Origin of the sequence: Enterococcus villorum (assembly GCF_007990225.1) — a bacterium.
Taxonomy (GTDB): Bacteria; Bacillota; Bacilli; order Lactobacillales; family Enterococcaceae; genus Enterococcus_B; species Enterococcus_B villorum.
In genome coordinates this window covers 1-26,557 of the sequence record NZ_BJWF01000038.1, presented here as the reverse complement: position 1 = coordinate 26,557, position 26,557 = coordinate 1, and the positions used below count along the sequence as shown (strand labels likewise).

General features: G+C 35.9%; 28 protein-coding genes and 1 tRNA gene. 28 read left to right on the top strand and 1 reads right to left on the bottom strand.

Annotated elements, in window-relative coordinates; translation table 11 throughout:
- Nucleotides 1–6 precede the first annotated feature (6 nt).
- The 3 genes from EVI01_RS11200 to EVI01_RS11195 all read left to right on the top strand — a co-directional run bounded on the left by EVI01_RS11200 (nucleotide 7) and on the right by EVI01_RS11195 (nucleotide 1,519).
- Nucleotides 7–78: transfer RNA gene (locus EVI01_RS11200), tRNA-Gln, on the top strand.
- 122 nt (nucleotides 79–200) lie between these two features.
- On the top strand, nucleotides 201–371 hold the full coding sequence (locus EVI01_RS13735; protein ID WP_010752506.1) for a hypothetical protein: 171 nt from the start codon (nucleotides 201–203) through the stop codon (nucleotides 369–371).
- Between the two features lie 440 nt (nucleotides 372–811).
- Nucleotides 812–1,519: a GntR family transcriptional regulator gene (locus tag EVI01_RS11195; protein ID WP_010752505.1), complete on the top strand. Its 708-nt coding sequence runs from the start codon at nucleotides 812–814 to the stop codon at nucleotides 1,517–1,519.
- Between the two features lie 119 nt (nucleotides 1,520–1,638).
- Here the strand turns inward: EVI01_RS11195 and EVI01_RS11190 are convergent, their stop codons facing one another.
- The gene (locus EVI01_RS11190) at nucleotides 1,639–2,295 is read right to left on the bottom strand and encodes a YigZ family protein (RefSeq protein ID WP_010752504.1); all 657 of its coding nucleotides are present in this window, start codon (nucleotides 2,293–2,295) and stop codon (nucleotides 1,639–1,641) included.
- A gap of 120 nt (nucleotides 2,296–2,415) precedes the next feature.
- Between EVI01_RS11190 and EVI01_RS11185 the strand changes: the two genes are divergently transcribed.
- The 25 genes from EVI01_RS11185 to EVI01_RS11065 form a co-directional block, all read left to right on the top strand.
- Nucleotides 2,416–2,703 (top strand): DUF7662 domain-containing protein, encoded by a 288-nt coding sequence (locus EVI01_RS11185; protein ID WP_010752503.1) that lies wholly within the window; start codon nucleotides 2,416–2,418, stop codon nucleotides 2,701–2,703.
- A gap of 78 nt (nucleotides 2,704–2,781) precedes the next feature.
- Nucleotides 2,782–3,126: a PTS sugar transporter subunit IIB gene (locus EVI01_RS11180; RefSeq protein ID WP_257006917.1), complete on the top strand. Its 345-nt coding sequence runs from the start codon at nucleotides 2,782–2,784 to the stop codon at nucleotides 3,124–3,126.
- A gap of 88 nt (nucleotides 3,127–3,214) precedes the next feature.
- On the top strand, nucleotides 3,215–4,540 hold the full coding sequence (locus tag EVI01_RS11175) for an ATP-dependent helicase ComFA (RefSeq protein WP_010752501.1): 1,326 nt from the start codon (nucleotides 3,215–3,217) through the stop codon (nucleotides 4,538–4,540).
- On the top strand, nucleotides 4,531–5,235 hold the full coding sequence (locus tag EVI01_RS11170) for a ComF family protein (protein WP_146811690.1): 705 nt from the start codon (nucleotides 4,531–4,533) through the stop codon (nucleotides 5,233–5,235). Before EVI01_RS11175 ends, EVI01_RS11170 begins: the two co-directional genes overlap by 10 nt.
- A 124-nt stretch (nucleotides 5,236–5,359) precedes the next feature.
- Nucleotides 5,360–5,920, top strand: a complete 561-nt coding sequence (gene hpf / locus EVI01_RS11165) for a ribosome hibernation-promoting factor, HPF/YfiA family (RefSeq protein WP_146811688.1) — start codon at nucleotides 5,360–5,362, stop codon at nucleotides 5,918–5,920.
- A 220-nt stretch (nucleotides 5,921–6,140) separates the two neighbouring features.
- Nucleotides 6,141–8,675 carry a preprotein translocase subunit SecA gene (gene secA / locus EVI01_RS11160; RefSeq protein ID WP_010752498.1) on the top strand — a complete coding sequence of 845 codons (2,535 nt, stop codon included), beginning with the start codon at nucleotides 6,141–6,143 and terminating at the stop codon, nucleotides 8,673–8,675.
- Between the two features lie 146 nt (nucleotides 8,676–8,821).
- Nucleotides 8,822–9,920, top strand: a protein-coding gene (gene prfB, locus EVI01_RS11155; protein ID WP_179943730.1) for a peptide chain release factor 2 whose coding sequence is annotated in 2 segments (ribosomal slippage) — nucleotides 8,822–8,893 and nucleotides 8,895–9,920 — 1,098 coding nt in all. Because the reading frame shifts where the segments join, the coding sequence is not laid out codon by codon here.
- A gap of 104 nt (nucleotides 9,921–10,024) precedes the next feature.
- Nucleotides 10,025–10,711: a cell division ATP-binding protein FtsE gene (gene ftsE / locus EVI01_RS11150; RefSeq protein ID WP_010752496.1), complete on the top strand. Its 687-nt coding sequence runs from the start codon at nucleotides 10,025–10,027 to the stop codon at nucleotides 10,709–10,711.
- Complete coding sequence (gene ftsX / locus EVI01_RS11145; protein ID WP_010752495.1) at nucleotides 10,704–11,588, top strand: permease-like cell division protein FtsX; 885 nt, start codon at nucleotides 10,704–10,706, stop codon at nucleotides 11,586–11,588. The genes ftsE and ftsX overlap by 8 nt, the downstream gene beginning before the upstream one ends.
- Before the next feature lie 281 nt (nucleotides 11,589–11,869).
- Complete coding sequence (locus EVI01_RS11140) at nucleotides 11,870–12,730, top strand: acyltransferase domain-containing protein (protein WP_010752494.1); 861 nt, start codon at nucleotides 11,870–11,872, stop codon at nucleotides 12,728–12,730.
- 242 nt (nucleotides 12,731–12,972) lie between these two features.
- Entirely contained in the window at nucleotides 12,973–14,421 is a 1,449-nt protein-coding gene (gene cls, locus EVI01_RS11135) for a cardiolipin synthase (RefSeq protein ID WP_010752493.1), read from the top strand.
- 347 nt (nucleotides 14,422–14,768) lie between these two features.
- Nucleotides 14,769–15,623 (top strand): phosphate ABC transporter substrate-binding protein PstS, encoded by an 855-nt coding sequence (locus tag EVI01_RS11130; protein ID WP_010752492.1) that lies wholly within the window; start codon nucleotides 14,769–14,771, stop codon nucleotides 15,621–15,623.
- Nucleotides 15,624–15,740: 117 nt separating this feature from the next.
- Nucleotides 15,741–16,661, top strand: a complete 921-nt coding sequence (gene pstC, locus EVI01_RS11125) for a phosphate ABC transporter permease subunit PstC (protein WP_010752491.1) — start codon at nucleotides 15,741–15,743, stop codon at nucleotides 16,659–16,661.
- Nucleotides 16,661–17,545: a phosphate ABC transporter permease PstA gene (pstA, locus tag EVI01_RS11120; RefSeq protein ID WP_010752490.1), complete on the top strand. Its 885-nt coding sequence runs from the start codon at nucleotides 16,661–16,663 to the stop codon at nucleotides 17,543–17,545. The genes pstC and pstA overlap by 1 nt, the downstream gene beginning before the upstream one ends.
- Nucleotides 17,546–17,559: 14 nt before the next feature.
- Nucleotides 17,560–18,366, top strand: coding sequence for a phosphate ABC transporter ATP-binding protein PstB (gene pstB, locus EVI01_RS11115; protein ID WP_010752489.1), 807 nt, complete (start codon nucleotides 17,560–17,562; stop codon nucleotides 18,364–18,366).
- A gap of 15 nt (nucleotides 18,367–18,381) precedes the next feature.
- The gene (pstB, locus tag EVI01_RS11110) at nucleotides 18,382–19,140 is read left to right on the top strand and encodes a phosphate ABC transporter ATP-binding protein PstB (protein ID WP_010752488.1); all 759 of its coding nucleotides are present in this window, start codon (nucleotides 18,382–18,384) and stop codon (nucleotides 19,138–19,140) included.
- A 12-nt stretch (nucleotides 19,141–19,152) separates the two neighbouring features.
- On the top strand, nucleotides 19,153–19,830 hold the full coding sequence (phoU, locus tag EVI01_RS11105) for a phosphate signaling complex protein PhoU (protein ID WP_010752487.1): 678 nt from the start codon (nucleotides 19,153–19,155) through the stop codon (nucleotides 19,828–19,830).
- Between the two features lie 157 nt (nucleotides 19,831–19,987).
- Complete coding sequence (locus EVI01_RS11100) at nucleotides 19,988–20,632, top strand: hypothetical protein (RefSeq protein ID WP_010752486.1); 645 nt, start codon at nucleotides 19,988–19,990, stop codon at nucleotides 20,630–20,632.
- 253 nt (nucleotides 20,633–20,885) lie between these two features.
- Nucleotides 20,886–22,457 carry a daptomycin-sensing surface protein LiaX gene (liaX, locus tag EVI01_RS11095; protein ID WP_010752485.1) on the top strand — a complete coding sequence of 524 codons (1,572 nt, stop codon included), beginning with the start codon at nucleotides 20,886–20,888 and terminating at the stop codon, nucleotides 22,455–22,457.
- Nucleotides 22,458–22,662: 205 nt separating this feature from the next.
- Nucleotides 22,663–22,968: a PspC domain-containing protein gene (locus EVI01_RS11090; RefSeq protein ID WP_010752484.1), complete on the top strand. Its 306-nt coding sequence runs from the start codon at nucleotides 22,663–22,665 to the stop codon at nucleotides 22,966–22,968.
- Nucleotides 22,968–23,318, top strand: coding sequence for a phage holin family protein (locus EVI01_RS11085; RefSeq protein WP_010752483.1), 351 nt, complete (start codon nucleotides 22,968–22,970; stop codon nucleotides 23,316–23,318). Before EVI01_RS11090 ends, EVI01_RS11085 begins: the two co-directional genes overlap by 1 nt.
- Nucleotides 23,319–23,511: 193 nt before the next feature.
- Complete coding sequence (hprK, locus tag EVI01_RS11080) at nucleotides 23,512–24,450, top strand: HPr(Ser) kinase/phosphatase (RefSeq protein ID WP_010752482.1); 939 nt, start codon at nucleotides 23,512–23,514, stop codon at nucleotides 24,448–24,450.
- A gap of 14 nt (nucleotides 24,451–24,464) precedes the next feature.
- A complete protein-coding gene (lgt, locus tag EVI01_RS11075; RefSeq protein WP_010752481.1) occupies nucleotides 24,465–25,295 on the top strand; it encodes a prolipoprotein diacylglyceryl transferase in 831 nt (276 codons plus the stop codon).
- 43 nt (nucleotides 25,296–25,338) lie between these two features.
- A complete protein-coding gene (locus EVI01_RS11070; protein ID WP_010752480.1) occupies nucleotides 25,339–26,364 on the top strand; it encodes an NAD(P)H-dependent glycerol-3-phosphate dehydrogenase in 1,026 nt (341 codons plus the stop codon).
- Between the two features lie 16 nt (nucleotides 26,365–26,380).
- Nucleotides 26,381–26,557: sugar phosphate nucleotidyltransferase (locus EVI01_RS11065; RefSeq protein ID WP_261766396.1), on the top strand; the 177-nt coding region annotated here is incomplete at its 3' end.

The window sequence follows — 26,557 nt, the reverse complement described above, 5'->3', positions numbered from 1 at the left end:
TTTCATTGGGGTATAGCCAAGCGGTAAGGCAAGGGACTTTGACTCCCTCATGCGTTGGTTCGAATCCAGCTACCCCAGTCTTTATAGAGTGATCATGGATGATCACTCTTTTTTTGTACAAAAAGAACCTTGTTTCTTGAAGATTCTGGTCGTTTAAGCTAGAGTAAGTAATATAGAGGTTACTAAAGGAGGACGAGAACATGAAGTGGAAAGAAAAAGTCGATGAAACAGCAGAAAAAATTTACGACTTAATTAAATCGGAAAAGTATCAGGTAGAGGTTCATTTTCCAAAAAAATCAGATAAAGCAGTACAAATTAAATCAAAACGCGCAACCAATCATACGAAAAAATGGCTCTCAAAAAATCGTTAATAATAACAAAACCTCTAAATTACAGATAAATGTCTGTTTTTGGAGGTTTTGTTATTTTAGAGATTTTTACGGATAAAATTTTTTTGAACAAAGGCGAAGAACAAAGGAAAAAATTTTACCTCATGTTCTGAGCATATGTAAATAGTGTTCAAAGGCTTGCATCTGCGGCAATAAACCCAAACAGAGGAAAAACATGTGAAGCTGTTTTTCTCTGTTCGTTCTTGTTTCTTGAAGCAGACCATGCTGTTCTCAACCTCTTCTTAAACGGCGTTCATACGGAATTAAGCCCAAAAATGTAAAAATATGAGGAGCTATTTTCACATTTTCGTTCTTAAGTCTTGAAGCAGACCATGCTGTTCACAGCCTCTTTGTTCTCTTTTCAGTTGTGAATCAGGTATATACCAGTTATAATAAAAGAAATGAAAGGACGGGTATACGTTATGTCGAATCAATTACCAGTATATATACAAATTCATGACCAGATAAAAAGTGAAATCGAACAAGGTATTTGGAAAATCGGTGATCGCCTTCCTTCCGAAAGAGAATTGGCTGTGAGATTCAATGTTAGTCGAATGACTTTGCGTCAAGCCATTCAAAATTTATCTGATGAAGGGATTTTGGAAAGAAAAATTGGATCCGGTACATACGTAGCAAGAGAAAAGGTCCAAGAAAAAATGTCAGGCGCAACAAGTTTTACTGAGATTATGGAATCGCAAAATCGCGTACCATCTAGTCGGACGATTTCTTACTTTTTGACATCACCTAGTTCAAGTGAAATGGAAAAACTAAAGTTGGAGAAAGAAGAAACTATCCTTCGTATGGAGCGGATTCGCTATGCAGATAATGTACCAATTTGTTTCGAAGTGGCAAGCATCCCACAAAAAATCATTGAGGGGTATAGTAAATCTGAAATTACTGATTCTCTTTACCGGACACTTGAAGAAAAAAGTGGCAATAAGATTGGGACAGCTAATCAGACGATCACAGCAATTTTGGCTTCAGAAAAAATTGCCGAGTACTTAGAAGTGAAACGAGGCGATGCCGTGTTACGTTTACGGCAGACCTCTTATTTTGAAGATGGTACACCATTTGAATACGTTCGTACTCAATATGTAGGGAATCGATTTGAATTTTATTTAGAAAAATAAGCAAACTGATTAAAATCATTCCACATTTTTTACGTAACAAAAAGCAACAATACTTCTTATTCATCGTAGAAGTTCTGTTGCTTTTTTTAGTCTGATATTCAAGTATTGAACTAAAAAAGTTAATCTGCTAATTCAATCAGCTGTTCATGATAAGAAACTGACTCTTTTGTTAGGGTCACTTGTCCATTCAATAATTCGACCACTAAGTCTGTGAAAGAATCTACTTCATTTTCATTAACAAAACAATGAACCGTTACTTTATCCGTGTAATTCGTTTCTTTGATAGGAATTTGCTGGAGTAAAAGGAAGTTTTCCAATTTACCTAATTGCGGATAAGTAATATGAATCGCCATTTCTTGTTGAAGCGTTCCTTTTACAATACCAATTTCATGGAGCGTGTGAGAAACGGCATGGGCATAAGCTCGAATTAATCCTCCTGTTCCAAGTTTTGTGCCACCAAAATAACGGGTCACTACAGCAACGACATTGATCAATTCATTTTTTTGAAGTACTTCTAACATAGGAATGCCAGCTGTGCCACTAGGTTCGCCATCATCGCTGCTGCGTTTTATTTCACTTTTTTGACCGATAACAAAAGCACTGCAATTATGATTGGCTTTCCAATGTTCTTTTTTCATCTTCTGTATGAATGATTTGGCTTCTTCTTCTGTTTCAACGCGTTTCAGGGAGCAAATAAAACGGGATTTTTTGACCTCTATTTCCCCTTGTCCGTCTTCTTTAATGGTTTTATAGTTATTAAGCGTCGTGACAATCACCTCTTTTAAGTACTTGCTAATATTAAAAGTATAATGAATTATTTTAGTTGTTTCAACACTTATAACGCTTGCGAAATCAAGAGAGTATGGGATAATAAAAGAAAGAAAGGTGAGGTAGGGATGAAAGAACGTGTGAAAAAATATGATGCGATCACCCAATACTTAAAAAATAATGGTGGTTCTCAGGTTACCTTAACGTTTACTCAAATTGATGAGTTACTTTTTCCAAGTTACGGGCTCCCTAAATCAGCTAGATACAGTACTGATTGGTGGGCAAATGATTATAAGCATCCAGAAAAAGGTGCTTATGGCTGGATCAATGCAGGGTATGAAGTCGTAGTAATCAATTTAAAAAAAGAATATGTCGTTTTTAATCAATTAGTGAAATCTAGTTGGCTGTTTGATTAATTAAAAGAAACCGTTGACATCATTTATTATTTTTGTATAATAAGCACACAGACAAAAAAAGTAATCGTTTACAAAACGATAGGAAATGGAGAGAAAAAAATGGCTAAGAAAACAATTATGCTCGTATGTTCTGCTGGGATGAGTACCAGTTTACTTGTAACAAAAATGCAAAAAGCTGCGGAGGAACAAGGGGTCGACGCCGATATTTTTGCGGTATCAGCTTCTGATGCGGACAATAATTTAGCGTCTAAAGAAGTAGATGTCTTATTGTTAGGACCGCAAGTCCGATTTATGAAAGCTGATTTTGAAAAACGCTTGGAGCCAAAGGGGATCCCATTAGATATAATTAATATGGCAGATTATGGTTTGATGAATGGCGAAAAAGTTCTTCAACAAGCGATTCATTTAATTGATAACAAATAACTATCAAAAAACTATGTTGATGAATGATCAACATAGTTTTTTTTGAAGAAAATCGGTTTATTTGACATATATACTTTTAGGGGAGGAAATGGAGAAAAATTTTTTATATGGTAGACGTTTACTTACAAGGGATCTAAAAGAGATACCACCAGAGATTATCGAACAAAATAAGTATAAAAAAACTGAAGCAGTCCTTTTAAAAGGTAGTTGGCTCTATTGCCAGCGTTGTTATACCAGAACAAAAATCAGCCAAGTAGAGAAGAAAAACTGTTTTTATTATTGTTCTCATTGTATTTTTTTTGGGCGCTGTGACAGTCGCCAACAATTGTTTCAATTTGAACAACCAACCATGCTGCCAAGAGAAATCATTTTCACTTGGAAAGGACAATTAACACCTCTACAAAAAGAAATAGCTATAAAGTTAATGCTTGATTTTCCAAAAAAGCATCACTTGATTTGGGCCGTAACAGGAGCAGGTAAAACTGAAATGCTTTATGAGATCGTACTAAAAACATTACAAGATGGCAAAAGAGTTGCATTGGTTTCCCCTAGAGTGGATGTCTGTAATGAATTGTATCTTCGTTTTTCGGCAGTTTTTCCAAAAGAAATGATTGTACTACTGCATGGTAAGAACGAGGCGATTTATCAGTTCAGCTTATTTGTGATTGCCACCACACATCAATTGTATCGCTTCTATCAAGCTTTTGATCTACTGGTAGTGGATGAAGTCGATGCCTTTCCTTATGCCGGAGATCAAGGGTTAGTTTCTGCCGTAGAAACAGCAATCAAACCTACAGGCAAGTTTATTTATTTAAGTGCGACACCTGACGAGAAATTGCTGAAAAAAATCAGTTCAGATTTTGAGATCCATCGTTTACCACTTCGCTTTCACCAACGATTATTACCAGAACCCAAACTCATTTTTTGGAACCAATGGGCAAAGAAATGTTTAAAAGAAAAGAAGATTTCTCCGTTAGTCAAGAGACTAACGATGTTGCTTAAGAAAAACAATGTGTTACTTTTTTGCCCTGATATTGCCAGGATGAATCAATTAAAAATAGTCTTAAGAAAGTGTATGCCCAATTATCGAATAACCGATGCTTCTGCAAAAGATCCAAATCGGGCAGTAAAAGTTCAAAAAATGAGAGAACAAAGATACGATGTGTTATTAACGACAATGATTTTAGAACGAGGCGTCACATTTGAGAACATCTCGGTGATTGTTTTAGGGGCAGACCATCGAGTGTTTACAAAGTCTTCTCTCGTCCAAATTGCAGGAAGAGCGGATCGAAAGGGCAATTATACGAATAGCCAAGTCTATTTTTTCTATGAAGAAAAAACAAAAGCCATGAAATTGGCTTGCCGGGAAATAAAAGAAATGAATCGACGAGGAAAACAATATTTATGTCCATAAATCGTTGTAGTTATTGTCAAAAACGTTTAATAAGAAATTTAAAGATCAGTGAAATTCTCTTTTTTACACCAAAAATCCCTCAAATTTGTGCTGAATGTGATTCTTTATTTCGTCTTTTAGACCAAGAAAGAGGCTGTAGGACTTGCCAACAAGTAATGAATACTGTGAATGATCACTGTGACGATTGCTTGGAATGGAAAAAACGATATCCAGAGTATGATTTTTGCCACCATGCCAAGTTCTACTATGATGTTGCTTTTAAAGAGTGGTTGAAACGCTATAAGTTTATGGGGGACATTCGCCTTGCAGGTACGTTTGCTAAATATTGGCAAGAAGCACATGGAATTTTTGCTGATTATCTGATGTGTCCGATTCCGATAACAAAAGAACGTTTAAATGAACGGGGGTTTAATCAAGTCACTGAAATGCTAAAAGTAGCCAAAGTACCTTATCAGCAATTACTTAAACGCCCAAAGAATCACTTGCCACAAGCACAAAAAACAAAGCAAGAACGTTTAGCGAGTCATCAACCTTTTCAATTAATGGTTGATCCATCTATCATTGAAAAGAAAAAAATTTTATTAGTGGACGATGTTTACACGACTGGACAAACACTTTTTCATGCGGCCGATTGCTTATTGCCCTATTTTCCTGGAAAAATCCGTACTTTTTCTTTAGCTAGAACAACAAATTAAAAACGAATGTAATTGTTAGCGATTTAGTTTGCAAATACATTAGAGTCCGCTATAATAGTATTAAGAAGAGGGAAAGAGTGGTCCTTCTCCTTCTTGATTGTGGTAGACGAAAGGGGTAATTTTTATGTTTAGATACAATGTACGCGGTGAAAATATCGAAGTAACGGCAGCGATTCGTGACTACGTTGAGAAAAAAGTAGGAAAATTAGAACGTTATTTCAGTGACACACCCGAAGCTACAGCGCATGTAAATTTAAAAGTTTATACTGAAAAAACAGCAAAAGTGGAAGTAACAATTCCATTACCTTATCTTGTATTACGCGCCGAAGAAACTTCACCAGATCTTTATGCAAGTATCGATTTGGTTGTGGATAAATTGGAACGCCAAATCCGTAAGTTTAAAACAAAAATTAACCGTAAATCTCGCGAAACGGGTGTAAATACAGCAGACGCAGCGGTATTGTTCAATAATGAAGGACAAGAAAACGATAACGAAAATGATTCTGAATTAGATATCGTGCGTACAAAACGTTTATCACTAAAACCAATGGACAGTGAAGAAGCTGTTTTACAAATGAACATGCTTGGCCATAATTTCTTTATTTTCGAAGATGCAGAAACAAATGGTACAAGTATCGTTTATCGTCGGAAAGATGGAAAATACGGTTTAATTGAAACAGATTGATAAATAACAAATAAAAGAATTAAAAAGGAACATATAATGACCTGAATGGGGCGTTATACGTTCCTTTTTTCTTTTTTCTTCTTAAAAAAAGTGTGAATTAATTTTGAAGATATAACTTTAATTGTCTTAAGTTATTTCAATTGTTGTGAACTAATGATAAAATAAGAAGTGGAATCTACATAGGCTGGATAATATATGTAAAAAGGAGATTATACAACGCATGGCCAATTTTATTCGTTCAATTATCGAAAATGATAAAAAAGAACTAAAACGGTTAGACCGCATCGCTAAAAAAGTAGAAGATCATGCTGATGAAATGGCAGCATTAACCGATGAACAATTACAAGCAAAAACAGCTGAGTTTAAAGCTCGCTATCAAAAAGGAGAAACTTTAGATCAATTATTACCTGAAGCTTTTGCTGTCGTTCGTGAAGCAGCAAAACGAGTTTTAGGACTTTATCCTTACCATGTTCAATTAATGGGGGGGATCGTACTTCATGATGGGAACATACCTGAAATGCGTACTGGTGAAGGAAAAACCCTGACAGCAACTATGCCTGTTTATTTAAATGCTTTAACAGGAGAAGGAGTTCACGTTGTAACGGTCAATGAATATTTAGCTACTCGTGACTCTTCTGAAATGGGTGAATTGTACAACTTTTTAGGGTTAACTGTAGGATTAAATATTAATTCAAAATCAGCTGATGAAAAAAGAGAAGCCTATAACTGTGACATTACTTACAGCACTAATAATGAATTAGGTTTTGATTATCTAAGAGACAACATGGTTGTTTACCGTCATCAAATGGTACAACGTCCGTTAAATTATGCGATTGTCGATGAAGTAGACTCTATTTTGATTGATGAAGCAAGAACACCATTGATTATCTCAGGACAAGCAGAAAAATCTACAGCTTTATATACAAGAGCCGATAACTTTGTTAAACGCTTGAAAGAAGAAGAAGACTATAAAATCGATGTTCAATCCAAAACAATTAGTTTAACAGAAGCCGGGATTGAAAAAGCCGAAGAAACATTTGGGTTAGAAAATCTATACGATCTTGAAAATACTGCATTGACGCACCATTTGGATCAAGCATTACGCGCCAATTACATTATGATCTTGGATATTGACTATGTTGTTCAAGAAGGAAAAGTATTGATCGTTGACCAATTTACTGGACGTATTATGGACGGACGTCGTTATTCAGATGGGTTACATCAAGCGATTGAAGCAAAAGAAGGTGTAGAAATTGAAGATGAAACAAAAACAATGGCTACAATTACCTTCCAAAACTATTTCCGTATGTATAAAAAATTATCAGGGATGACAGGTACAGCGAAGACGGAAGAAGAAGAATTTAGAGAAATCTATAACATCCAAGTTTGCCAAATACCAACGAATCGTCCGGTTATTCGTGATGATCGTCCTGACTTATTATACCCAACACTGACAAGCAAATTCCATGCAGTCGTTCAAGACATCAAAGAACGTTATCGTAAAGGACAACCTGTTCTGGTAGGTACAGTGGCTGTTGAAACGTCTGAATTGCTTTCAGATATGTTGAATCGTGAACGTATTCCGCATGAAGTGTTAAATGCCAAAAACCACTTTAAAGAAGCTGAAATTATCATGAATGCCGGTCAAAAAGGAGCAGTAACTATTGCTACAAATATGGCCGGACGTGGTACGGATATTAAATTGGGTCTTGGCGTGCGTGAATTAGGCGGATTAGCTGTTATCGGAACAGAACGACATGAATCACGTCGTATTGATAACCAGTTACGTGGACGTGCGGGACGTCAAGGTGACCCTGGTATGTCGCAATTTTACCTTTCACTGGAAGATGATTTGATGAAACGTTTTGGTTCTGAACGAATCAAAGCATTCTTAGATCGGATGAAAATCGGTGAAGAAGATGCAGTTATTCAAAGTAAGATGCTTTCAAAACAAGTAGAATCTGCTCAAAAACGTGTCGAAGGAAACAACTATGATACTCGTAAAAATGTGTTGCAATATGACGATGTGATGCGTGAACAACGCGAAGTCATCTATAAACAACGTCAAGAAGTTATCATGGAAGAAAAAAGTTTATCTAAACCACTGATGAATATGGTGAAACGTACGATCAGTCGTGTAGTAGATGCTCACACGCAATTAGAAAAAGATAATTGGAATCTTGAAGGTATTGTCGATTTTGCTGGTAGTACGTTGGTTCATGAAGATAGCATCACGATTGATGATATAAAAGGGAAAGATCCACAACAAATCAAAGAATATCTAAACAACCTAGCGCAAGAAGTTTTCAATACGAAAGCAACTCATCTAAATGGTCCTGAACAGCTACTGGAATTTGAAAAAGTAGTTATCTTAAGAGTCGTGGATTCAAAATGGACGGATCATATCGATGCGATGGATCAATTACGTCAATCAATCGGACTTCGTGCTTATGGGCAAAATAATCCATTAGTTGAATACCAAACAGAAGGATACAAGATGTTTGAAGAAATGGTTGGCGCAATCGAATATGAAGTGACTCGTCTCTTCATGAAAGCTGAGATTCGTCAAAATGTTCAACGGGAACAAGTATCAAAAGGAGAAGCCGTTCAACCAACCACTGGTGATGCAAAAGAAAACAGCAACACAAGTGCAAAAAAACAACCTGTTCAGGTGAATAAAGTAGGAAGAAATGATCCTTGTCCTTGCGGCAGTGGTAAAAAATATAAAAACTGTCATGGAAAAGATGAATACTAATTTTTGGCAGTGAATGTAGCAGTAAGATTGGTGAGATTGATTCTTTTTAATTAAGAATCGACTCACCTTCTTTCTGTTAAGCGATGATTCTGGTAAACTAAAGCTATTGAATATAGAAATAATCGTAATAGAAAGAAGGAAAGTTTATGGAAATATCAGAAATCCGTAACTTGTTATCTGAGATGGATGAAAAAGTCACAAGTTTCAGGAGGTCTCTTTGACTTAGATCGGTTAGAAGAAGATATTGCAGAAGCAGAAGCTAAAATGGCAGAGCCAGGATTTTGGGATGATAGTGAAACAGCGCAAAAAGTGATCAATGAAAACAATGCAAATAAAGAAACGTATGATCAATTCAATGAATTAGCAGAAGAATTAGAAGAGTTAGAACTAATGGTAGAAATGTTACAAGAAGAGCCTGATGTACAAATGCAACAAGAAACGGAAGAAAGATTACAAACATTAGATGACAAAATGAAAACTTATGAACTGGCTATGCTTTTAGATGGTCCCTATGATCGAAACAATGCAATCGTTGAATTGCATCCAGGTGCAGGGGGCACAGAATCTCAAGACTGGGGCAGTATGTTGTTACGCATGTATACAAGATGGGCAGAAAAACATGGTTATCAAGTGGAAACTCTTGATTATCAAGCAGGTGATGAAGCTGGTATCAAAAGTGTCACATTATTGATTAAGGGCCATAATGCTTATGGTTATTTAAAATCAGAAAAAGGCGTTCATCGTCTTGTTCGGATTTCTCCGTTTGATTCTGCTAAACGTCGTCATACTTCTTTTTGTTCGGTAGACGTGATGCCAGAACTAGACGAAACAATTGATATCGCCATCAACCCCGATGACTTGAAAATTGATACTTACCGAGCAAGTGGGGCAGGCGGACAGCATATTAATAAAACAGAGTCAGCTGTACGTATCACGCATATCCCAACAGGAACCGTTGTCGCAAGCCAAGCGCAACGCTCGCAATTAAAAAATCGAGAGCAAGCAATGGGAATGTTGAAAGCCAAATTGTATCAACTTGAAGTAGAAAAGAAAGAACAAGAAGCCGCTGCTTTACGTGGTGAACAAAAAGAAATTGGCTGGGGCTCACAAATTCGTTCTTACGTATTCCATCCATATTCAATGGTAAAAGATCATCGAACCAATGTCGAAACTGGAAATGTCCAAGCAGTAATGGACGGTGATTTAGATTTATTCATTGATGGCTATTTAAAAATGCATCTCTAAATAGTTGACTTGATTTGAAATAAAATTGTAAGCTTTTGAAAGCAAGCTGAAATATTGCCATGCTATAATGGTGAAAGACTTAGAAAAGATATGGAGAGAACGCCATGATTGAAATGAAGGATGTAATGAAGAAGTACTCGAATGGTACAACTGCCATCCGAAATCTTTCGGTTGTTATTGATCAGGGAGAATTCGTTTACGTAGTAGGACCATCTGGGGCGGGAAAATCTACATTCATCAAATTGATGTATCGAGAAGAAAAAGCTTCAAAAGGCACGTTAAACGTTGCCGGGCATGATCTTATGAAGATCAAAAACCGTGATGTTCCTTATTTACGAAGAGAAATCGGCGTCGTGTTTCAAGACTACAAATTATTACCCAAAAAAACGGTCTATGAAAATGTCGCTTATGCAATGCAAGTAATTGGTAGAAAGCCACGTGATATCAAAAAACGTGTGATGGAAGTATTGGATTTGGTAGGATTAAAGCATAAGGTACGTGTTTTTCCAAGTGAATTATCTGGTGGTGAACAACAGCGGGTATCAATTGCACGAGCTATTGTCAATACGCCAAAAGTATTGATTGCAGATGAACCAACTGGAAACCTTGACCCAGAAAACTCATGGGAAATCATGAAATTATTGGATCGAATTAATGCGCAAGGAACAACGGTTGTTATGGCTACCCATAATAGTACGATTGTTAATACCATTCGTCATCGAGTAATCGCCATCGAAAATGGGCGTATCATTCGTGACCAAGCGGAAGGAGAATACGGCTACGATGATTAGAACCTTTTTCCGACACTTACTAGAAAGTATCAAAAGTTTAAAACGAAATGGCTGGATGACGGTAGCTTCTGTTAGTGCTGTGACAATTACACTAACTTTAGTTGGTGTATTCATGGCGGTGATCATGAATGCAACAAAGCTAGCTGAAGATATTGAAGGAAATGTGGATGTCTCTGTTTTTGTTGATATTGGCACAAAAGAAAAAGAAATGAAAAAGCTTGAAAATGAATTAAAAGAGCTTGATCATGTCAAAGAGGTAAAATTTTCAAGTAAAGACCAAGAATTGAAAAAAATTCAAAATGCTATGGGAGATTCATGGAGTTTATTTGAAGGAGACAATAATCCATTATATGATGTATACGTCGTTAGTACGACAGACCCTTCTTATACAAAAGAAGTATCAGATGCTGCTGGAAAGTTAGCGAATGTTTCTCGGGCTGATTACGGTGGTACTTCTTCAGATAAAATCCTTAAAATTGCTGGAACCGTACGGACATGGGGATTAGCTGCAGCTGCACTCTTATTGTTTATTGCCATGTTCTTGATTTCTAATACTATCCGAATCACGATTTTGTCACGCCAAAAAGAAATTCAAATTATGCGTTTAGTTGGAGCCAAAAATGGCTATATTCGTTGGCCTTTCTTTTTAGAAGGCGGTTGGATCGGTTTAATTGGTGCAATCATTCCTGTATTGATTATCACATTTGGCTACAAAGAAGTGTTCCAAGTGCTTAACCCATCATTATTGCGTTCGCATTATTCGATGATTCATCCGCAAAATATTGTATGGAAAATTGATGTTTTAATGGCAGGCATTGGTATTATTATCGGCTCACTAGGATCAATTATTTCCATGAGAAGATTCTTGAAATTTTAGAAAAAAGCAATCTTTAATAACTATGATAAAAGATAGAGCAAATACTAAATCGGTGAACAGAAAGAGCGTATTCTTTCTGTTCATTTTTTTTGAATTAAATTTCAGATAATGTATTAAATAAAATGTGATATAAGCTTTTTATCTATTTTTATGTGAAAAAATTAAAGCTATATTGAGGTCTATTTTTATAAAAAGGTTGGTAAAAGTTTTTTTAATCGTATAATTTTATTAAAACGCTATCATTTTAAAAATAAAATGATAGATGCTGGAGGAAAATTAAGATGACCCAATCGAACGTAACCATTCAAGATCTCATGGAGGTTATTGAATTACCTGAAATGATAAAAGAAAAAATCAATCGTTTACTTACTCAGATCAGTTCAGATGATCTAAATAGTAGTGCGGATAAATTGTTAGATCAAGCAAAAGCTTCAGAAGAAGCAAAGCGATTATCCGTACAATATAAACAAGACACGATAAGCGAATTAACTTTCCATTTATACGCCGCCAGTTTAAGCTGGGAAAAAATTTATTTCCCTCTTGCAATTCCCTATAAAATTTATGTAGGGACAATGCGGGCATTTACCAGATTTTTAAAAGAATCTCAGCAAATAAACCATCACTATAAATTTGATCGAGGATTTTGGACGTGGCGATATATAAGTGGCATAGAATTTCGAATCAATGAATTAGAATTTGAAATGGTCGCTCCTTCTCACAAACATAAAGTATCGCAATTAGTTGATAAAAAATACATTTCGATTCATATACCATCAGATGCAAATTTAGAACATTCAGTCATTGCTAAAGACTATTTAGAAGCAAAATCGTTTTTTAAACAATATTTTCCAAGTTATCATGCTGTTCCTTTTATAACAGACACATGGTTGTTATCTCCTCTTTTAAAAAATTGGGTAAAACCAACTTCTAATTTAAGTTTATTCGCAAATGATTATCAATTGTTACTTACTGAACCAACCAAAAATGATGGGGTATTTTGGATATTTAATACAATTTCTGCTGATGTTGCGAATTATCCAGAGAAAACTTCTCTACAAAGAGCAGCGAAAAAAGCAATGTTGTCTGGTGAGGCGATTGGTTCAGCTCTTGGGCTTCTCCAACTTGAAATAGAAAATAACTGACTCAGTAAAGGAAACGCAATGAATTGCTAGTTGTTAATAGTGAATGATTCCTTCATACGAATGGCGTAGAAACGAGAGAGCAATCATGCGGATCATTATAAAAAAGCAGTATTTTTATTTTTGGTAAATAAAGAATCTTACGGTAGTTCATCTTTTGTTTATCAGGCAGAATGATACTTTTTCTTTACTTTAAAAAATAACTCAGCTATTCTTAAGTAGGCAAAAAATTGAAGAGGTGAGCCATGGGAGTAGTAGTTGATCATTTTTTTATTATTATTTTAATTGCAAATATACTATTATCGATTGTCATCGTTTTCCGTGAGCGAAAAGAAACGGCTCAAACTTGGGCATGGTTATTGGTATTAATGTTTATTCCGATTGTTGGCTTTATTTTGTATACATTTTTTGGACGAGGCATCTCTAAAGACAAAATTTTTGATTTGAAGATTCAAGGAAAAATAGGTAAAAATCTGGAGATTGAAGAAGATAAACAAGCGTTGATGCGAGGTCTGTATCCTCATCCTCCCACTGGACAAGTAGATGTGAAACAACTCATTTATATGTTAACTGTTTTTGAAAGTACCTTGTATACGACTAGGAATAAGGTCACTTTGTTTACCGATGGGCGAGAAAAATTTGATACACTAATCCAAGATATCAATCAAGCAAAAGACCATATCCATTTACAATATTATATTTATCGTAGCGATACTTTAGGCATTCTGGTTCGAGATGCTTTGACGAATGCAGCTAAACGCGGGGTAAAAGTGCGTGTATTGTTAGATGCTTGGGGTTCGACCCAAGTAAATGTAAAATTTTTTCAAGAATTAAAATCAGCTGGTGGCGAAATTGCCTTCTTTTTTCCGTTATTCGTGCCTTATCTCAATCCGCGGATCAATTATCGAAATCATCGAAAAATTGTAGTCATTGACGGCAAGATTGGGTATACGGGAGGATTTAATGTAGGGAATGAATATTTAGGGGAAGTATCAAAATTTGGTTATTGGAGAGACAATCATTTGCGAATTTATGGTGAAGCGGTTTACACCTTGCAAAATAGATTTCTAATGGATTGGAACTCGCAACATGTAAAAGAAGTCAGCTATGCGCCAAAATTTTTCCCTACTATTGAGTCAATTGGTGATTTAGCTCTTCAGATTGTCACTAGTGGACCAGATTCAGAACATGAACAAATCAAACTAACGTATTTAAAAATGATTTCTTTAGCTAAAAAAGAGATTCTGATTCAAACACCGTACTATATACCTGATGAGTCTATTCATGAAGCATTAAAACTGGCTTTACTTTCTGGTGTGAAAGTACAGATACAGATACCCAATAAACCTGATCATCCTCTTGTCTATTGGGCAACGTATTCATTTGCGGCAGAATTAATTGAATACGGTGCAGTGATCGAAACTTATGAAAATGGGTTTATCCATGCGAAGACCATGATTATCGACAGTGGCATTGTTTCAATTGGTTCTGCAAACATTGATGTACGCTCTTTTAAGTTAGATTTTGAAGTCAATGCTTTGATTTATGATGAAAAAATGGCGACACAGGTGAGAAGGGCATTTTTTGAAGATTCCAAACTATCACAACTTTTAACTAGAGAAATTTACGAGAAACGTGGAATGCTCATTAAATTAAAAGAAGGATTGGCTCGTTTAGTCTCACCACTATTATAAAAATTCTAACCAATCAAAAAGGACATGAAGAAGGCGTCAAAAACGTCTACTCATGTCCTTTTTCTGTCGGGGCCATTTCTGTAAACTGTCAGAAATGGAGAAAGCGTCTCGCATGAACAAAATTAACTTTTGGGGTACTTCTTGATTTTGGGGAAGGCAAGAAATAAGTTAATCAATGCTTGATAAAAGAGACACATTTCAAAGTCAGTATAGCATAGAAAGCTTTGATGAGATAGTGTTTTTTTATTAATAATAATTATTTTTGTTATTTAATAAATTTAATTCGTTTTCAAGTATTAGGGAAAATGTTAAAATGTACTTACTTTAGGACTGAAGGAGATTTCTAAATGAAAAAATTAAAGTTACTCTTACCAATGATAGGATTAGCCATTCTTTTATCTGGTTGTTCAAAATGGATTGATCGAGGAGAATCCATCACAGCTGTTGGTTCTTCAGCTTTACAACCTTTAGTTGAAACAGTCGCTGAATCGTATCAGTCGGAAAATCCTGGGAAGTTTATTAACGTTCAAGGTGGCGGAAGTGGAACTGGCTTATCGCAAGTCCAATCTGGCGCTGTTGATATTGGAAATTCTGATTTGTTTGCAGAGGAAAAATCTGGAATAGATGCCGCTGCTTTAGTTGACCATCGTGTGGCGGTCGTTGGCATTACTCCCATTATCAATAAAGAAGTGGGAATTAAAGATATTTCAATGGAGAATTTAAGAAAATTATTCACAGGTGAAATCAAGAATTGGAAAGAAATTGGTGGAAAGGACCAACCAGTGGTTATTTTAAACCGTGCGTCAGGAAGTGGCACGCGTAGTACTTTTGAAAAATGGGTATTAGATGGAGAAACTGCTGTACGTGCGCAAGAACAAGATTCAAGTGGAATGGTACGTCAAATCGTAGCAGATACTCCTGGAGCGATTAGTTACGTAGCCTTCTCTTATGTGACGAAGGATGTCGCTACTTTAAGTATTGATGGTGTAGAGCCAACAGATGAAAATGTAACAACCAACAAATGGACAATCTGGGCATACGAACATATGTATACGAAAAAACAACCCAGTCAACTAACAAAAGACTTTTTAGAGTATATGCTTTCTGATGAGGTGCAAGACAATATTGTTGGTGAATTAGGTTACATCCCTGTTTCACGCATGGAAGTGAATCGTGATTGGGAAGGAAACATTGTGAAATAACTATCTTTACACAAAATTTACAAACTTAACATAAGTTTTACATGTTATTAAACTCAAATTGACGTTTGCTCTATACACTGAATAAGTATGTTAAGCCTGACTAGGGGGGAATCATCTGTGGAAGATGTGAAAAAAGTATTATTAACAAAATCCAAACGTTCAAAAATGGAACAGCGTGGCAAATTCATTAGTTTCTTATGTATTGCCTTGATCGTTGTGGTAGTATTAGCAATTTTTTATTTTGTTGCAAGTAAAGGGTTAGCGACTTTTTTTGTCGATAAGATCAATGTATTTGATTTCTTATTTGGAACAAATTGGAATCCTGGGCAAGTAGGGGCTGATGGTAAACCAATGGTTGGGGCATTGCCGATGATTGCTGGCTCCTTTATCGTCACCTTTTTGTCGGCAATCATTGCGACACCATTTGCTATCGGGGCGGCTGTTTTCATGACGGAGATTTCTCCAAAGAATGGAACAAAAATTTTACAACCAGTCATTGAATTATTAGTAGGTATTCCATCAGTTGTCTATGGTTTTATTGGGTTATCTGTCATTGTTCCATTCGTTAGAAGTATTTTTGGTGGAACTGGATTTGGTATTTTAGCTGGAACTTTTGTGTTGTTTGTCATGATCTTGCCTACTGTGACGACAATGACTGTCGATGCTTTAAAAGCTGTACCAAGACATTATCGTGAAGCTTCACTGGCTTTAGGTGCGACAAGATGGCAAACCATTTATAAAGTCGTTTTGCGTGCGGCTGTACCAGGGATTTTAACAGCCGTTGTTTTTGGGATGGCACGTGCGTTTGGTGAAGCTTTGGCGATCCAAATGGTTATCGGAAATGCTGCATTGATGCCAACAAGCTTGACCACTCCTGCTTCAACTTTGACTTCTATTTTGACAATGGGAATTGGTAATACGATTATGGGCACGACTGAAAATAATGTTTTGTGGTCTTTAGCATTAATTTTGCTATTGATGTCGTTATTCTTCAATATTGTAATCCGAATGATCGGTAAGAAAGGAGCTTTGAAATAATGAATGCAAAACGCTCTGATAAAATTGCAACTGGTGTCCTTTATGCAATTTCTGGAATTATCGTATTGATCTTAGCTGCATTACTTTTGTATATTTTAGTGCGAGGGCTTCCTCATATTTCTTGGTCATTTTTAACGGAACCATCTAGAGCTTATCAAGTAGGTGGAGGAATTGGAATTCAACTTTTTAATTCGATTTATTTATTAGTGATTACAATGATCATTAGTTTTCCACTTTCTTTAGGAGCCGGTATTTATCTTTCTGAATACGCCGGTAAAAATTGGATAACAGACGTCATCCGTACTTCAATTGAAATTTTAAGTTCATTGCCGTCTGTGGTAGTTGGTTTATTTGGTTTCTTGGTGTTTGTTATCCAATTTCAATATGGATTTTCGATCATCTCAGGCGCTTTAGCTTTAACTGTTTTCAATTTGCCTTTATTGACAAGAACAGTAGAAGAATCGTTACAAGCTGTTCATTACACTCAGCGTGAAGCTGGGTTAGCATTAGGTTTATCACGCTGGGAGACCGTGATTCGTGTGGTCGTCCCAGAGGCAACTCCTGGTATTTTAACAGGCGTCATTTTAAGTTCAGGACGAATTTTTGGTGAGGCTGCGGCTTTGATCTACACAGCAGGACAAAGTGCTCCAGCGCTTGACTTTTCAAACTGGAATCCACTAAGTGTATCTAGCCCAATCAGTATTTTCCGTCAAGCTGAAACGTTAGCTGTTCATATTTGGAAAATCAATACGGAAGGAACAATGCCAGATGGCGTAGCAGTATCGGCTGGAGCATCAGCGGTGCTGATTATAGCAGTATTGCTGTTTAATTTCGGCGCGCGCGCGATTGGAAAACGTTTATACCGTAAAATGACTTCAGCTTAAGGAGACGAAATAAGATGAAAGAATACAACTGGAATGAAAGAAATATCATCACGATGGGGCAAGAAAAAGAAGTCGCTTTGTATACCGAAGACCTTCATGTTTGGTATGGCGATAACGAAGCAATCAAAGGGGTTGACTTAGCATTTGAAAAAAAGAAAATCACCGCTTTGATTGGACCTTCTGGTTGTGGTAAGTCTACTTACTTACGTTCATTGAATCGAATGAACGATGGTATAGCAAATACGAAGGTAACTGGAAAAATTATGTACAAAGACGTAGATATTAATGCGCCACAAATTGATGTTTACGAAATGCGCAAACGCATCGGTATGGTTTTTCAACGTCCTAACCCATTTAGTAAATCGATCTATGATAATATTACGTTTGCGTTGAAACAACATGGTGAAAAAAACAAGAAGAAATTGGATGAGATCGTTGAAACAAGTTTAAAACAGGCCGCTTTGTGGGATCAAGTGAAAGACAGCCTAGATAAAAGTGCATTAGCATTATCTGGTGGACAACAACAACGCTTGTGTATTGCCCGAGCCATTGCAATGAAACCAGATATATTATTATTAGATGAACCTGCCAGTGCCTTAGACCCGATTTCTACTGGAACGGTTGAAGAGACCTTAGTCAATTTAAAAGATGATTACACCATCATCATTGTCACCCATAACATGCAGCAAGCGGCTCGAATCAGTGACTATACAGCATTCTTTTATTTAGGCAAAGCAATCGAATACGATAAAACGAGTAAGATATTTACTAGACCAAAAATTCAGGCAACCGAAGACTATGTATCGGGTCATTTTGGGTAAGACGGAGGATTCGTTATGACAAAAGAAATTATCTCATCAAAAGATCTTCATTTATATTATGGGAAAAAAGAAGCTTTAAAAGGCATCGATCTAAGTTTTAATCAAGGAGAAATCACGGCCATGATCGGGCCTTCTGGTTGCGGCAAATCAACTTATCTTCGCTCGCTGAATCGAATGAATGACCTGATTCCAGGAGTAACGATTACTGGAAGTGTTCTTTATAAAGGCAGAGACATCTATAGCCCTAAAACAGATATTGTTGAATTACGTAAAGAAATCGGGATGGTCTTTCAACAACCGAATCCTTTTCCATTTTCGATTTATGAAAATGTTATTTATGGGTTAAAATTAAAAGGAGAAAAAGACAAAAAAGTACTGGATCAAGTAGTCGAAGAAAGTTTGAAGGCTGCCTCTGTGTGGGAAGATGTCAAAGATAAGTTGCATAAAAGTGCTTTATCCTTATCTGGTGGGCAGCAACAAAGAGTTTGTATTGCCAGAGTCTTAGCTGTAAATCCAGAAATTATTTTATTAGACGAACCGACAAGTGCGCTTGATCCTGTTTCTACTGGGAAAATTGAAAGTATGCTCTTGGAATTGAAAGAAAGATATACTATGATTATAGTTACACATAATATGTCACAAGCTTCACGTATTTCTGATAAGACAGCCTTTTTCTTAGATGGCAACTTAATCGAATTTAACGACACGAAAAAAATCTTCATGAATCCAGAAAAACAAGAAACAGAAGACTATATCTCAGGGCGATTTGGCTAAGGAGGAAACGAAATGTTACGAACACAGTTTGAAGAAGAGTTACTAAATCTTCATAACCAATTTTACGAAATGGGAATGATGGTAAGTAGTGCGGTGCATAAATCTGTTCGCTCCTACATCAAACATGACAAAGTACTTGCACAAGAAGTCATTGAAAATGATATTAAAATCAATGATATGGAAACACGTTTAGAGAAAAAAAGTTTTGAAATGATTGCTTTGCAACAGCCAGTCACAACGGACCTGCGCATGATCATTACCGTCATGAAAGCCAGTTCAGATTTGGAACGGATGGCTGACCATGCAGTTTCTGTGGCGAAATCAACCATTCGTGTCAAAGGACAGACAAGAATACCGGAAATTGAAAAAGAAATTTCTGATATGTCTGATTATGTAAAAAAAATGGTCGACAACGTGTTAGTAGCATACGTAAAAACAGATGAAAAAGACGCACGAACAATTGCTAATATGGATCAACGTGTCAATGACTATTTCAATCGTATCTACAATGCAACGATCAAAAACATGCAGTCTGATCCAGAAACAGTGATCAGTGGGACGGATTATTTAAATGTTGCCAGCTATTTAGAGCGGATCGGTGACTATGTAACCAACATTTGTGAATGGATCGTATACTTAGCTACTGGGAAAATTACAGAGTTAAATACCAATCATAACGAAATCTTTTAACCGTTTTAAGAAAAATTGACGAAAATTACATTCATTAGCTCTTAAAAAGAACAGGTAAAAAGCGCCTGTTCTTTTTACTATGTACTGACTATGTACTGACAGACTTCTTTTTTTCAATTATAATTGACTCATATACATATAAGGAGTTGGAAAGAAGATGAATATTGTAGAAAACGATTTTGCTTATTATGAGCGATCAATCAAGCGAATGTACCAAAAACATTATTGGAAGCGCATTCTGGTTAGCTTGATTGTATTAGTAATTATTATGGCTTATAGTAGTGTTTTTCGTGAACGATTGTTGTTTAATCTCTTGTTAATGGTGTTGATTGTTGGATTAAGTATTTACCTTTATTTAGAAAAACAAAAATTTCCTGAAATCTATCAAAGGTATCTTAATGAAAATAGACCAGAAGCAAAAATTGTCAAGATTCAAGAAGATGAATACAGTTATAGTGTTATAGGAGATAAAAACATTCGAATCAATAAAAAGGGCGTACGTAATTTCCCTTCTAACAATAAAAAATACACGATGATGGTTGGTTTTTCAAAATCATTTTTTTCTCTAGATCCACTTCAAATCGTTTATTATGATATGCTTGAATTAACTTATGAAGAAAAATTTCGATTGAAACGTAACGGTTACCATTCAATACCACGATTTTTACGTCGCTTTACTTTGAGCAATTTAAAAACAAGTGTGGGGAACGTATGGCATTTTATTGCAGGAAATATATTTGTGTTGATTATTTTGTTTCGAGTCTTACGTTATTTGTGGTCCTTTATACAACTGCTTTTCTAATTGCATAGAATAGGTAGTTACAAGTTGTGGAATTTTTAAAGAAAAAACGACTGATTTTCTTTATCACACTTTAATTGAGTACATAGTATTTTTTTAACTTGTTTGAACATTGTTTATCATCAAAAAAAGAAGTAGTAACCCAAGTTGGAGGAAAAGTTACAACTTAAGTCCTATGACTTTTTCTTCAATTCGTTGCATAATATGGATGTAAGGAAAAGCTTGCAAACTATTTTTGCTCAAGGAGGCAATTTCCATGAAAGAAAGAGAACGTATTTTAGATTTAGTAAAAAAAGGAATCCTTTCAACTGAAGAAGGCTTAGATTTATTAGAAAGCATGGCAACTGAAAAAGATGAAAAACAAATTGCAAAAGAAGCAGATAAAGTAACTGCTAGTCACAAGGAAAAAGAACAATCCAATCCGTTGATTGATGAATTGGAAAATGGCAAAAAAGAAGAAATCCATTTTAATGCTGATCCAAAACAAAAAGAACAAGAAGATCAAGAAAATCTGGAACGTATTTTAGATGAGTTGGCAACGCAAGCCAATCAAACCTCTGTTCACTTAGATGAAGTAAACGATAAATTAGCAAAAAATAAAGCCGCACGCAGTGAAAAACAGGAAACATTGATGCAACTGAATACAAAAGAAGAATTGGATCAATTAACAGAAGAAGAGTTACTCCAAAGAAAAACACTCGAAAATGAGATCAAAGAATTAGAAGTAGTTGCTGATCAATTAACCAACGAACAACTAAAATTAGAAGCAAAATTAAAAGACATTCGCAAAAATCAATGGACAGAAAAGAAAGAAACTTTTGCAGAAAAATTCGATCTTCCTGATGATTGGAAAGAACAAGCAAATGATACACTGAATCAAGTGGGGGAAAAAATGTCTGAGGCAGGTTCTCAATTAGGCAAATTCTTAAAGAAAACCTTCCAAACTGTTTCAGAAACTGTCAATGAAAATATGGAATGGAAAGACGTGAATCTACGAGTTCCAGGGATCGCAACCACTAAATTTGAACATGAATTTTATTATGAAGCACCCGATGCAAGTATTATTGATATCAAGGCAGCCAATGGCAATGTGACGTTAAAAACTTGGGAAAGTGAAGACGTGAAAGTTGAGGCAAAAATCAAATTGTACGGTAAAATGAATGCAGAACCGTTCGAAGCCTTTTTGGAACGTAGTCAAATCGAAGTCAATGATGAGCATATCTCATTCCAAATTCCCAATAAACGTGTACGTACGGATCTAGTATTTTATTTACCACAACGTGTATATGACCATACTTCAATCAAGTTACTAAATGGCAATATCACGATTGATGAGCTAGAAGGAAAAGATATTTATACCAAGTCGACAAATGGCAATATTATGATTCAACAATTGAGTGCTACAATGCTTGAGATAGAAGGCGTAAACGGAAATATAGAAGTACAAAATGGCGAGATTTTAGATTCTATCATTGAGACAGTCAATGGAACAGTTACGATTGGAGCAACGCCTGAAAATCTTTCAGTTTCTCTCGTGAATGGTGATGTACGACTTACCATGAAAGAAGAACACTTGAAAAAAATTGAAGCAAGCTCAGTCAATGGGAACGTTAAAGTCGCATTACCTACGACAATTGGTATGGAAGGAAATGCTAAAACAAGTTTAGGAAGTATTAACAGCCGACTTTCTGATTACGAAGTGATTCGTGAGAAAAAAGAACGGACCAATCAAATGCTACAATTCCGTCGCTTATCAGAAAATGAAGTAGCTAAAATTCAACTATCAACAACTACAGGAAGTATTTATTTAAAAGATACAGACAAATAAGTAGTTGGTGAACACACTAGGAACTCAGCAATTGGTAGAAAATGAATAGCATAAAGTTTAAGTGAAAAGTTTTTGACCGGTTGTTGAGGGTACTTGAGTGTTTAAGCGGAAAAATTTTTAAGAAGAATAAAGAAAATAAAGTTTCTTCCTATTGCAATTGTCTTTTTTCTTCCAGTAAAATGATAGAACAGAGGTGAAAGAAAAAATGAAAAAAAAGCTGACAAAATCAAATAAAAATATTGTTTTAACTGGTACATTAGCCGGAATTGCAGAATACCTTGGTGTGGATCCAACAGTTGTTCGAGTGATTTATGTTTTCTTAAGTTTAGTTGCTTTTGGCAGTCCAGTTATTTTGTATATATTATTAGCTTTGATCATCCCATCAGCACGTAATAAACGGACACATTATGGGCATGAAAACCAATATTATGAAAACAATAATTATCGTCAACAAACTAAAAAACGCAAAGAAGCAGAAAAAGTCGATGATGACGAATGGAGTGACTTTTAATGTCTTACCTTCAACGTCTCATCGTTAATACGCTGACGTTTATCTCACTTACTGTGATTTTTCCTCAGATGATTTTTGTAAACAGTATCTGGACTGCTTTCATGGCGAGTTTTGTTTTGTCTATACTGAATATGTTTGTCAAACCTATTTTAACGATTTTATCACTGCCACTCACTTTGTTTACGCTTAGTCTATTTACATTTGTCATTAATGCAGCGATACTTAAAATGACTTCTTTCTTCATAGGAGCAGCAAATTTTAGTTTTGCTTCATTTGGCGCTGCTTTTCTGGTAGCCGTCATTATGTCAGTAATCAACATGATCGTAAGTGAACACAACAGCAGAGGATAGACAAGAGAAATAGATAACCAATATGAAGGAACATGCATGAAAATTGCCTTTTTTATTTTCGTGCATGTTCCTTTTTCTTATTATTTAAAAAAAGAAATTTTTTAAATAAAACCGTTTTTTTTATTTGGTAGTACTTTTTGTCAGACAATGATAAAATGAAAGAGAACACTCTAATAGAAATGAGGTAGCACGAATGGCAGAAGTAGTGAAAGTAAGCCAATTAGTAGAAAAATTATCATTAGAAATCGTAACTGGCGATGAAAAAAGTTTAGAACGTGTTATCGTAACCGGTGACATTTCAAGACCTGGATTAGAATTGACCGGTTATTTTAACTATTATTCGCATGATCGCCTACAATTATTTGGAAGTAAAGAAATCAGTTTTGCTGAACGGATGATGCCCGAAGAAAGACTGATGATCATGAGAAGATTATGTAGTGAAGACATGCCTGCATTTATTATTTCCAGAGGATTACCGGCATCAGAAGAAATGATTCAAGCAGCCAATGAATATGGGATGGCTGTTTTACGTTCTCCTATCTCCACCTCCCGTTTACTTGGGGAATTATCTAGTTATTTAGACGGTCGGTTAGCACCTAGAACCAGCGTTCACGGTGTCTTAGTGGATGTTTATGGATTAGGTGTACTGATTCAAGGGGATAGTGGAATTGGTAAAAGCGAGACGGCATTAGAATTAATCAAACGTGGGCATCGTCTTATAGCCGATGATCGGGTGGATGTCTACCAACAAGATGAATTGACAGTCATTGGGGAACCACCAAAAATCTTAGAGCATCTGATTGAAATCAGAGGGATTGGTATTATTGATGTGATGAACTTATTCGGAGCCAGTGCGGTCCGCGGTTCCATGCAAGTCCAGTTAGCTGTTTATTTAGAAGCTTGGGCCAAAGAAAAAAAATACGATCGATTGGGTTCAGAAGATACAACAGTGGAGATTGCGGAAGTTGGTATTCCACAGATTAAAATACCTGTAAAGACAGGACGAAATGTGGCAATCATCATTGAAGTAGCTGCGATGAATTTCCGTGCAAAAACCATGGGATTTGATGCAACAAAAACGTTTGAAGAACGATTAAGTCGTCTCATTGAAGAAAATTCAGGAGAACAATAGCAAGGAGTGGAAACATGTTAGCACAAATCGATCGGGTGGCGTTTGATCTTTTAGGGATACCCATTTATTGGTATGCTTTGATTATCGTATCAGGAATAATTATTGCGATGTGGCTGAGCAGTCGAGAGGCTGTGCGTGTCGGATTAAAAGCAGATGATGTGACTGATTTTATGCTGTGGGGCTTGCCTCTTTCGATTATTGGGGCCCGCTTATATTATATTTTATTTGATTTACCTCAATACCTTGCGGATCCTATTCAAATATTCAATATTCGTTCGGGAGGTCTAGCGATTTATGGGGGATTGATTGCAGGGGCAATTACTCTTTATTTCTTTACCAAATATCATTTTATATCCATGTGGACATTTTTAGATATTGCAGCGCCAAGCGTGCTACTCGCTCAAGCTATTGGTCGTTGGGGAAATTTTATGAATCATGAAGCTTATGGTCCTGTTACGACTAAGGGCTTTCTGGAAAATTTGCATCTCCCTCAATTCATCATTGAGAATATGTATATTGAAGGTTTTTATCGACAACCCACATTTTTATATGAATCTGTTTGGAGTTTGATTGGGTTCGTCTTACTTTTATTCTTAAGAAATAAAAAGCATTTATTGAAAAAAGGGGAAGTGTTACTGGTTTATATTATGTGGTATAGCTTTGGCCGCTTTTTTATCGAAGGTTTGCGAACGGATAGTTTGTACTTTTTAGGAATAATTCGTATTTCTCAATTACTGTCTGCTGTTTTATTCATTGGAACCATTGTCTTATTTATTTGGCGTAGAAAAAAAGGAAATCTACCAGATTATGATCGTGGTTTAGGGAAAAATCAGTGGATTATTTAACGAAGAGAGCTTAAAAAATGAAAAATATAGCAGGAGTGGTAAAATGAAGTATAGGGTGGCAGTTTTAGGAGCTGGCTCCTGGGGAACAGCGCTAGCACAAGTTCTTGCTGAAAATGGACATGATGTTCGCATTTGGGGGCATCGACCGTCTCAAATAGATGAAATCAACCAGAAACACACCAATCACAAATATTTACCCAATCACATACTACCAGAGTCAATCCATGCCTTTAGTGAAATGGAACAAGCTGTTCAAGATATTGATGCTGTACTATTTGTTGTACCTACAAAAGCTATTCGCTCGGTTGCAACAGAGCTAATTGATAAACTGAATACAAAACCAGTGATTATTCATGCAAGTAAAGGGTTAGAGCAACAAACGCATAAACGTATTTCAGAAATTCTTTTAGAAGAGCTTCCAAATGAAAAACGACAAGCGGTAGCTGTATTGTCTGGTCCTAGTCACGCAGAAGAAGTAGCCAAACATGATATTACAACGATTACAGCTGCTAGTACTGATCATAAAGCAGCAGTATTTGTTCAAGAACTTTTCATGAATCACTATTTTAGAATTTATACGAATCCAGATGTGATAGGAGTCGAAATGGGTGCCGCATTAAAAAATATTATTGCATTAGGTGTTGGAGCGATTCATGGGTTAGGTTTTGGTGACAATGCAAAGGCTGCAATTATGACTAGAGGTTTAGCAGAAATCAGTCGATTAGGGGTAGCTATGGGAGCTAATCCATTGACATTTATTGGGCTTAGCGGTGTCGGTGATTTGATTGTTACTTGTACAAGTGTTCATTCTAGAAATTGGCGTGCAGGTCATTTGCTAGGAAAAGGTCAAGTATTAGAAGAAGTATTGGAAAACATGGGAATGGTTGTCGAAGGAGTCCATACAACAAAAGCTGCAAGAGAACTTGCTCAAAGCATGGGCATTGAAATGCCGATCACTCAATCCATTTATGAAGTACTTTATGAAAATAAAGACGTAAAAATTGCAGCAAGAGAAATCATGTTGCGTGATGGAAAAAAAGAAAATGAATTTTCACTATCAATTTTTTAGAGGAGAGAAGACAGATATGAAAGTAAAAAAAGCAGTAATTCCAGCAGCAGGCTTAGGAACAAGATTTTTACCTGCAACAAAAGCGATGGCAAAAGAAATGCTTCCAATTGTTGATAAACCAACAATCCAATTTATTGTTGAAGAAGCGCTAAAATCAGGAATCGAAGATATTTTAATCGTAACTGGTAAAGCC

Bases quoted from the DNA above. Each gene is read 5' to 3' on its own strand.
- EVI01_RS13735 (WP_010752506.1), top strand. From the start codon at position 201: ATGAAGTGGAAAGAAAAAGTCGATGAAACAGCAGAAAAAATTTACGAC.
- EVI01_RS11195 (WP_010752505.1), top strand. From the start codon at position 812: ATGTCGAATCAATTACCAGTATATATACAAATTCATGACCAGATAAAA.
- EVI01_RS11185 (WP_010752503.1), top strand. From the start codon at position 2,416: ATGAAAGAACGTGTGAAAAAATATGATGCGATCACCCAATACTTAAAA.
- EVI01_RS11175 (WP_010752501.1), top strand. From the start codon at position 3,215: ATGGAGAAAAATTTTTTATATGGTAGACGTTTACTTACAAGGGATCTA.
- EVI01_RS11170 (WP_146811690.1), top strand. From the start codon at position 4,531: ATGTCCATAAATCGTTGTAGTTATTGTCAAAAACGTTTAATAAGAAAT.
- hpf (WP_146811688.1), top strand. From the start codon at position 5,360: ATGTTTAGATACAATGTACGCGGTGAAAATATCGAAGTAACGGCAGCG.
- secA (WP_010752498.1), top strand. From the start codon at position 6,141: ATGGCCAATTTTATTCGTTCAATTATCGAAAATGATAAAAAAGAACTA.
- ftsE (WP_010752496.1), top strand. From the start codon at position 10,025: ATGATTGAAATGAAGGATGTAATGAAGAAGTACTCGAATGGTACAACT.
- ftsX (WP_010752495.1), top strand. From the start codon at position 10,704: ATGATTAGAACCTTTTTCCGACACTTACTAGAAAGTATCAAAAGTTTA.
- EVI01_RS11140 (WP_010752494.1), top strand. From the start codon at position 11,870: ATGACCCAATCGAACGTAACCATTCAAGATCTCATGGAGGTTATTGAA.
- cls (WP_010752493.1), top strand. From the start codon at position 12,973: ATGGGAGTAGTAGTTGATCATTTTTTTATTATTATTTTAATTGCAAAT.
- EVI01_RS11130 (WP_010752492.1), top strand. From the start codon at position 14,769: ATGAAAAAATTAAAGTTACTCTTACCAATGATAGGATTAGCCATTCTT.
- pstA (WP_010752490.1), top strand. From the start codon at position 16,661: ATGAATGCAAAACGCTCTGATAAAATTGCAACTGGTGTCCTTTATGCA.
- pstB (WP_010752489.1), top strand. From the start codon at position 17,560: ATGAAAGAATACAACTGGAATGAAAGAAATATCATCACGATGGGGCAA.
- pstB (WP_010752488.1), top strand. From the start codon at position 18,382: ATGACAAAAGAAATTATCTCATCAAAAGATCTTCATTTATATTATGGG.
- phoU (WP_010752487.1), top strand. From the start codon at position 19,153: ATGTTACGAACACAGTTTGAAGAAGAGTTACTAAATCTTCATAACCAA.
- EVI01_RS11100 (WP_010752486.1), top strand. From the start codon at position 19,988: ATGAATATTGTAGAAAACGATTTTGCTTATTATGAGCGATCAATCAAG.
- liaX (WP_010752485.1), top strand. From the start codon at position 20,886: ATGAAAGAAAGAGAACGTATTTTAGATTTAGTAAAAAAAGGAATCCTT.
- EVI01_RS11090 (WP_010752484.1), top strand. From the start codon at position 22,663: ATGAAAAAAAAGCTGACAAAATCAAATAAAAATATTGTTTTAACTGGT.
- EVI01_RS11085 (WP_010752483.1), top strand. From the start codon at position 22,968: ATGTCTTACCTTCAACGTCTCATCGTTAATACGCTGACGTTTATCTCA.
- hprK (WP_010752482.1), top strand. From the start codon at position 23,512: ATGGCAGAAGTAGTGAAAGTAAGCCAATTAGTAGAAAAATTATCATTA.
- lgt (WP_010752481.1), top strand. From the start codon at position 24,465: ATGTTAGCACAAATCGATCGGGTGGCGTTTGATCTTTTAGGGATACCC.
- EVI01_RS11070 (WP_010752480.1), top strand. From the start codon at position 25,339: ATGAAGTATAGGGTGGCAGTTTTAGGAGCTGGCTCCTGGGGAACAGCG.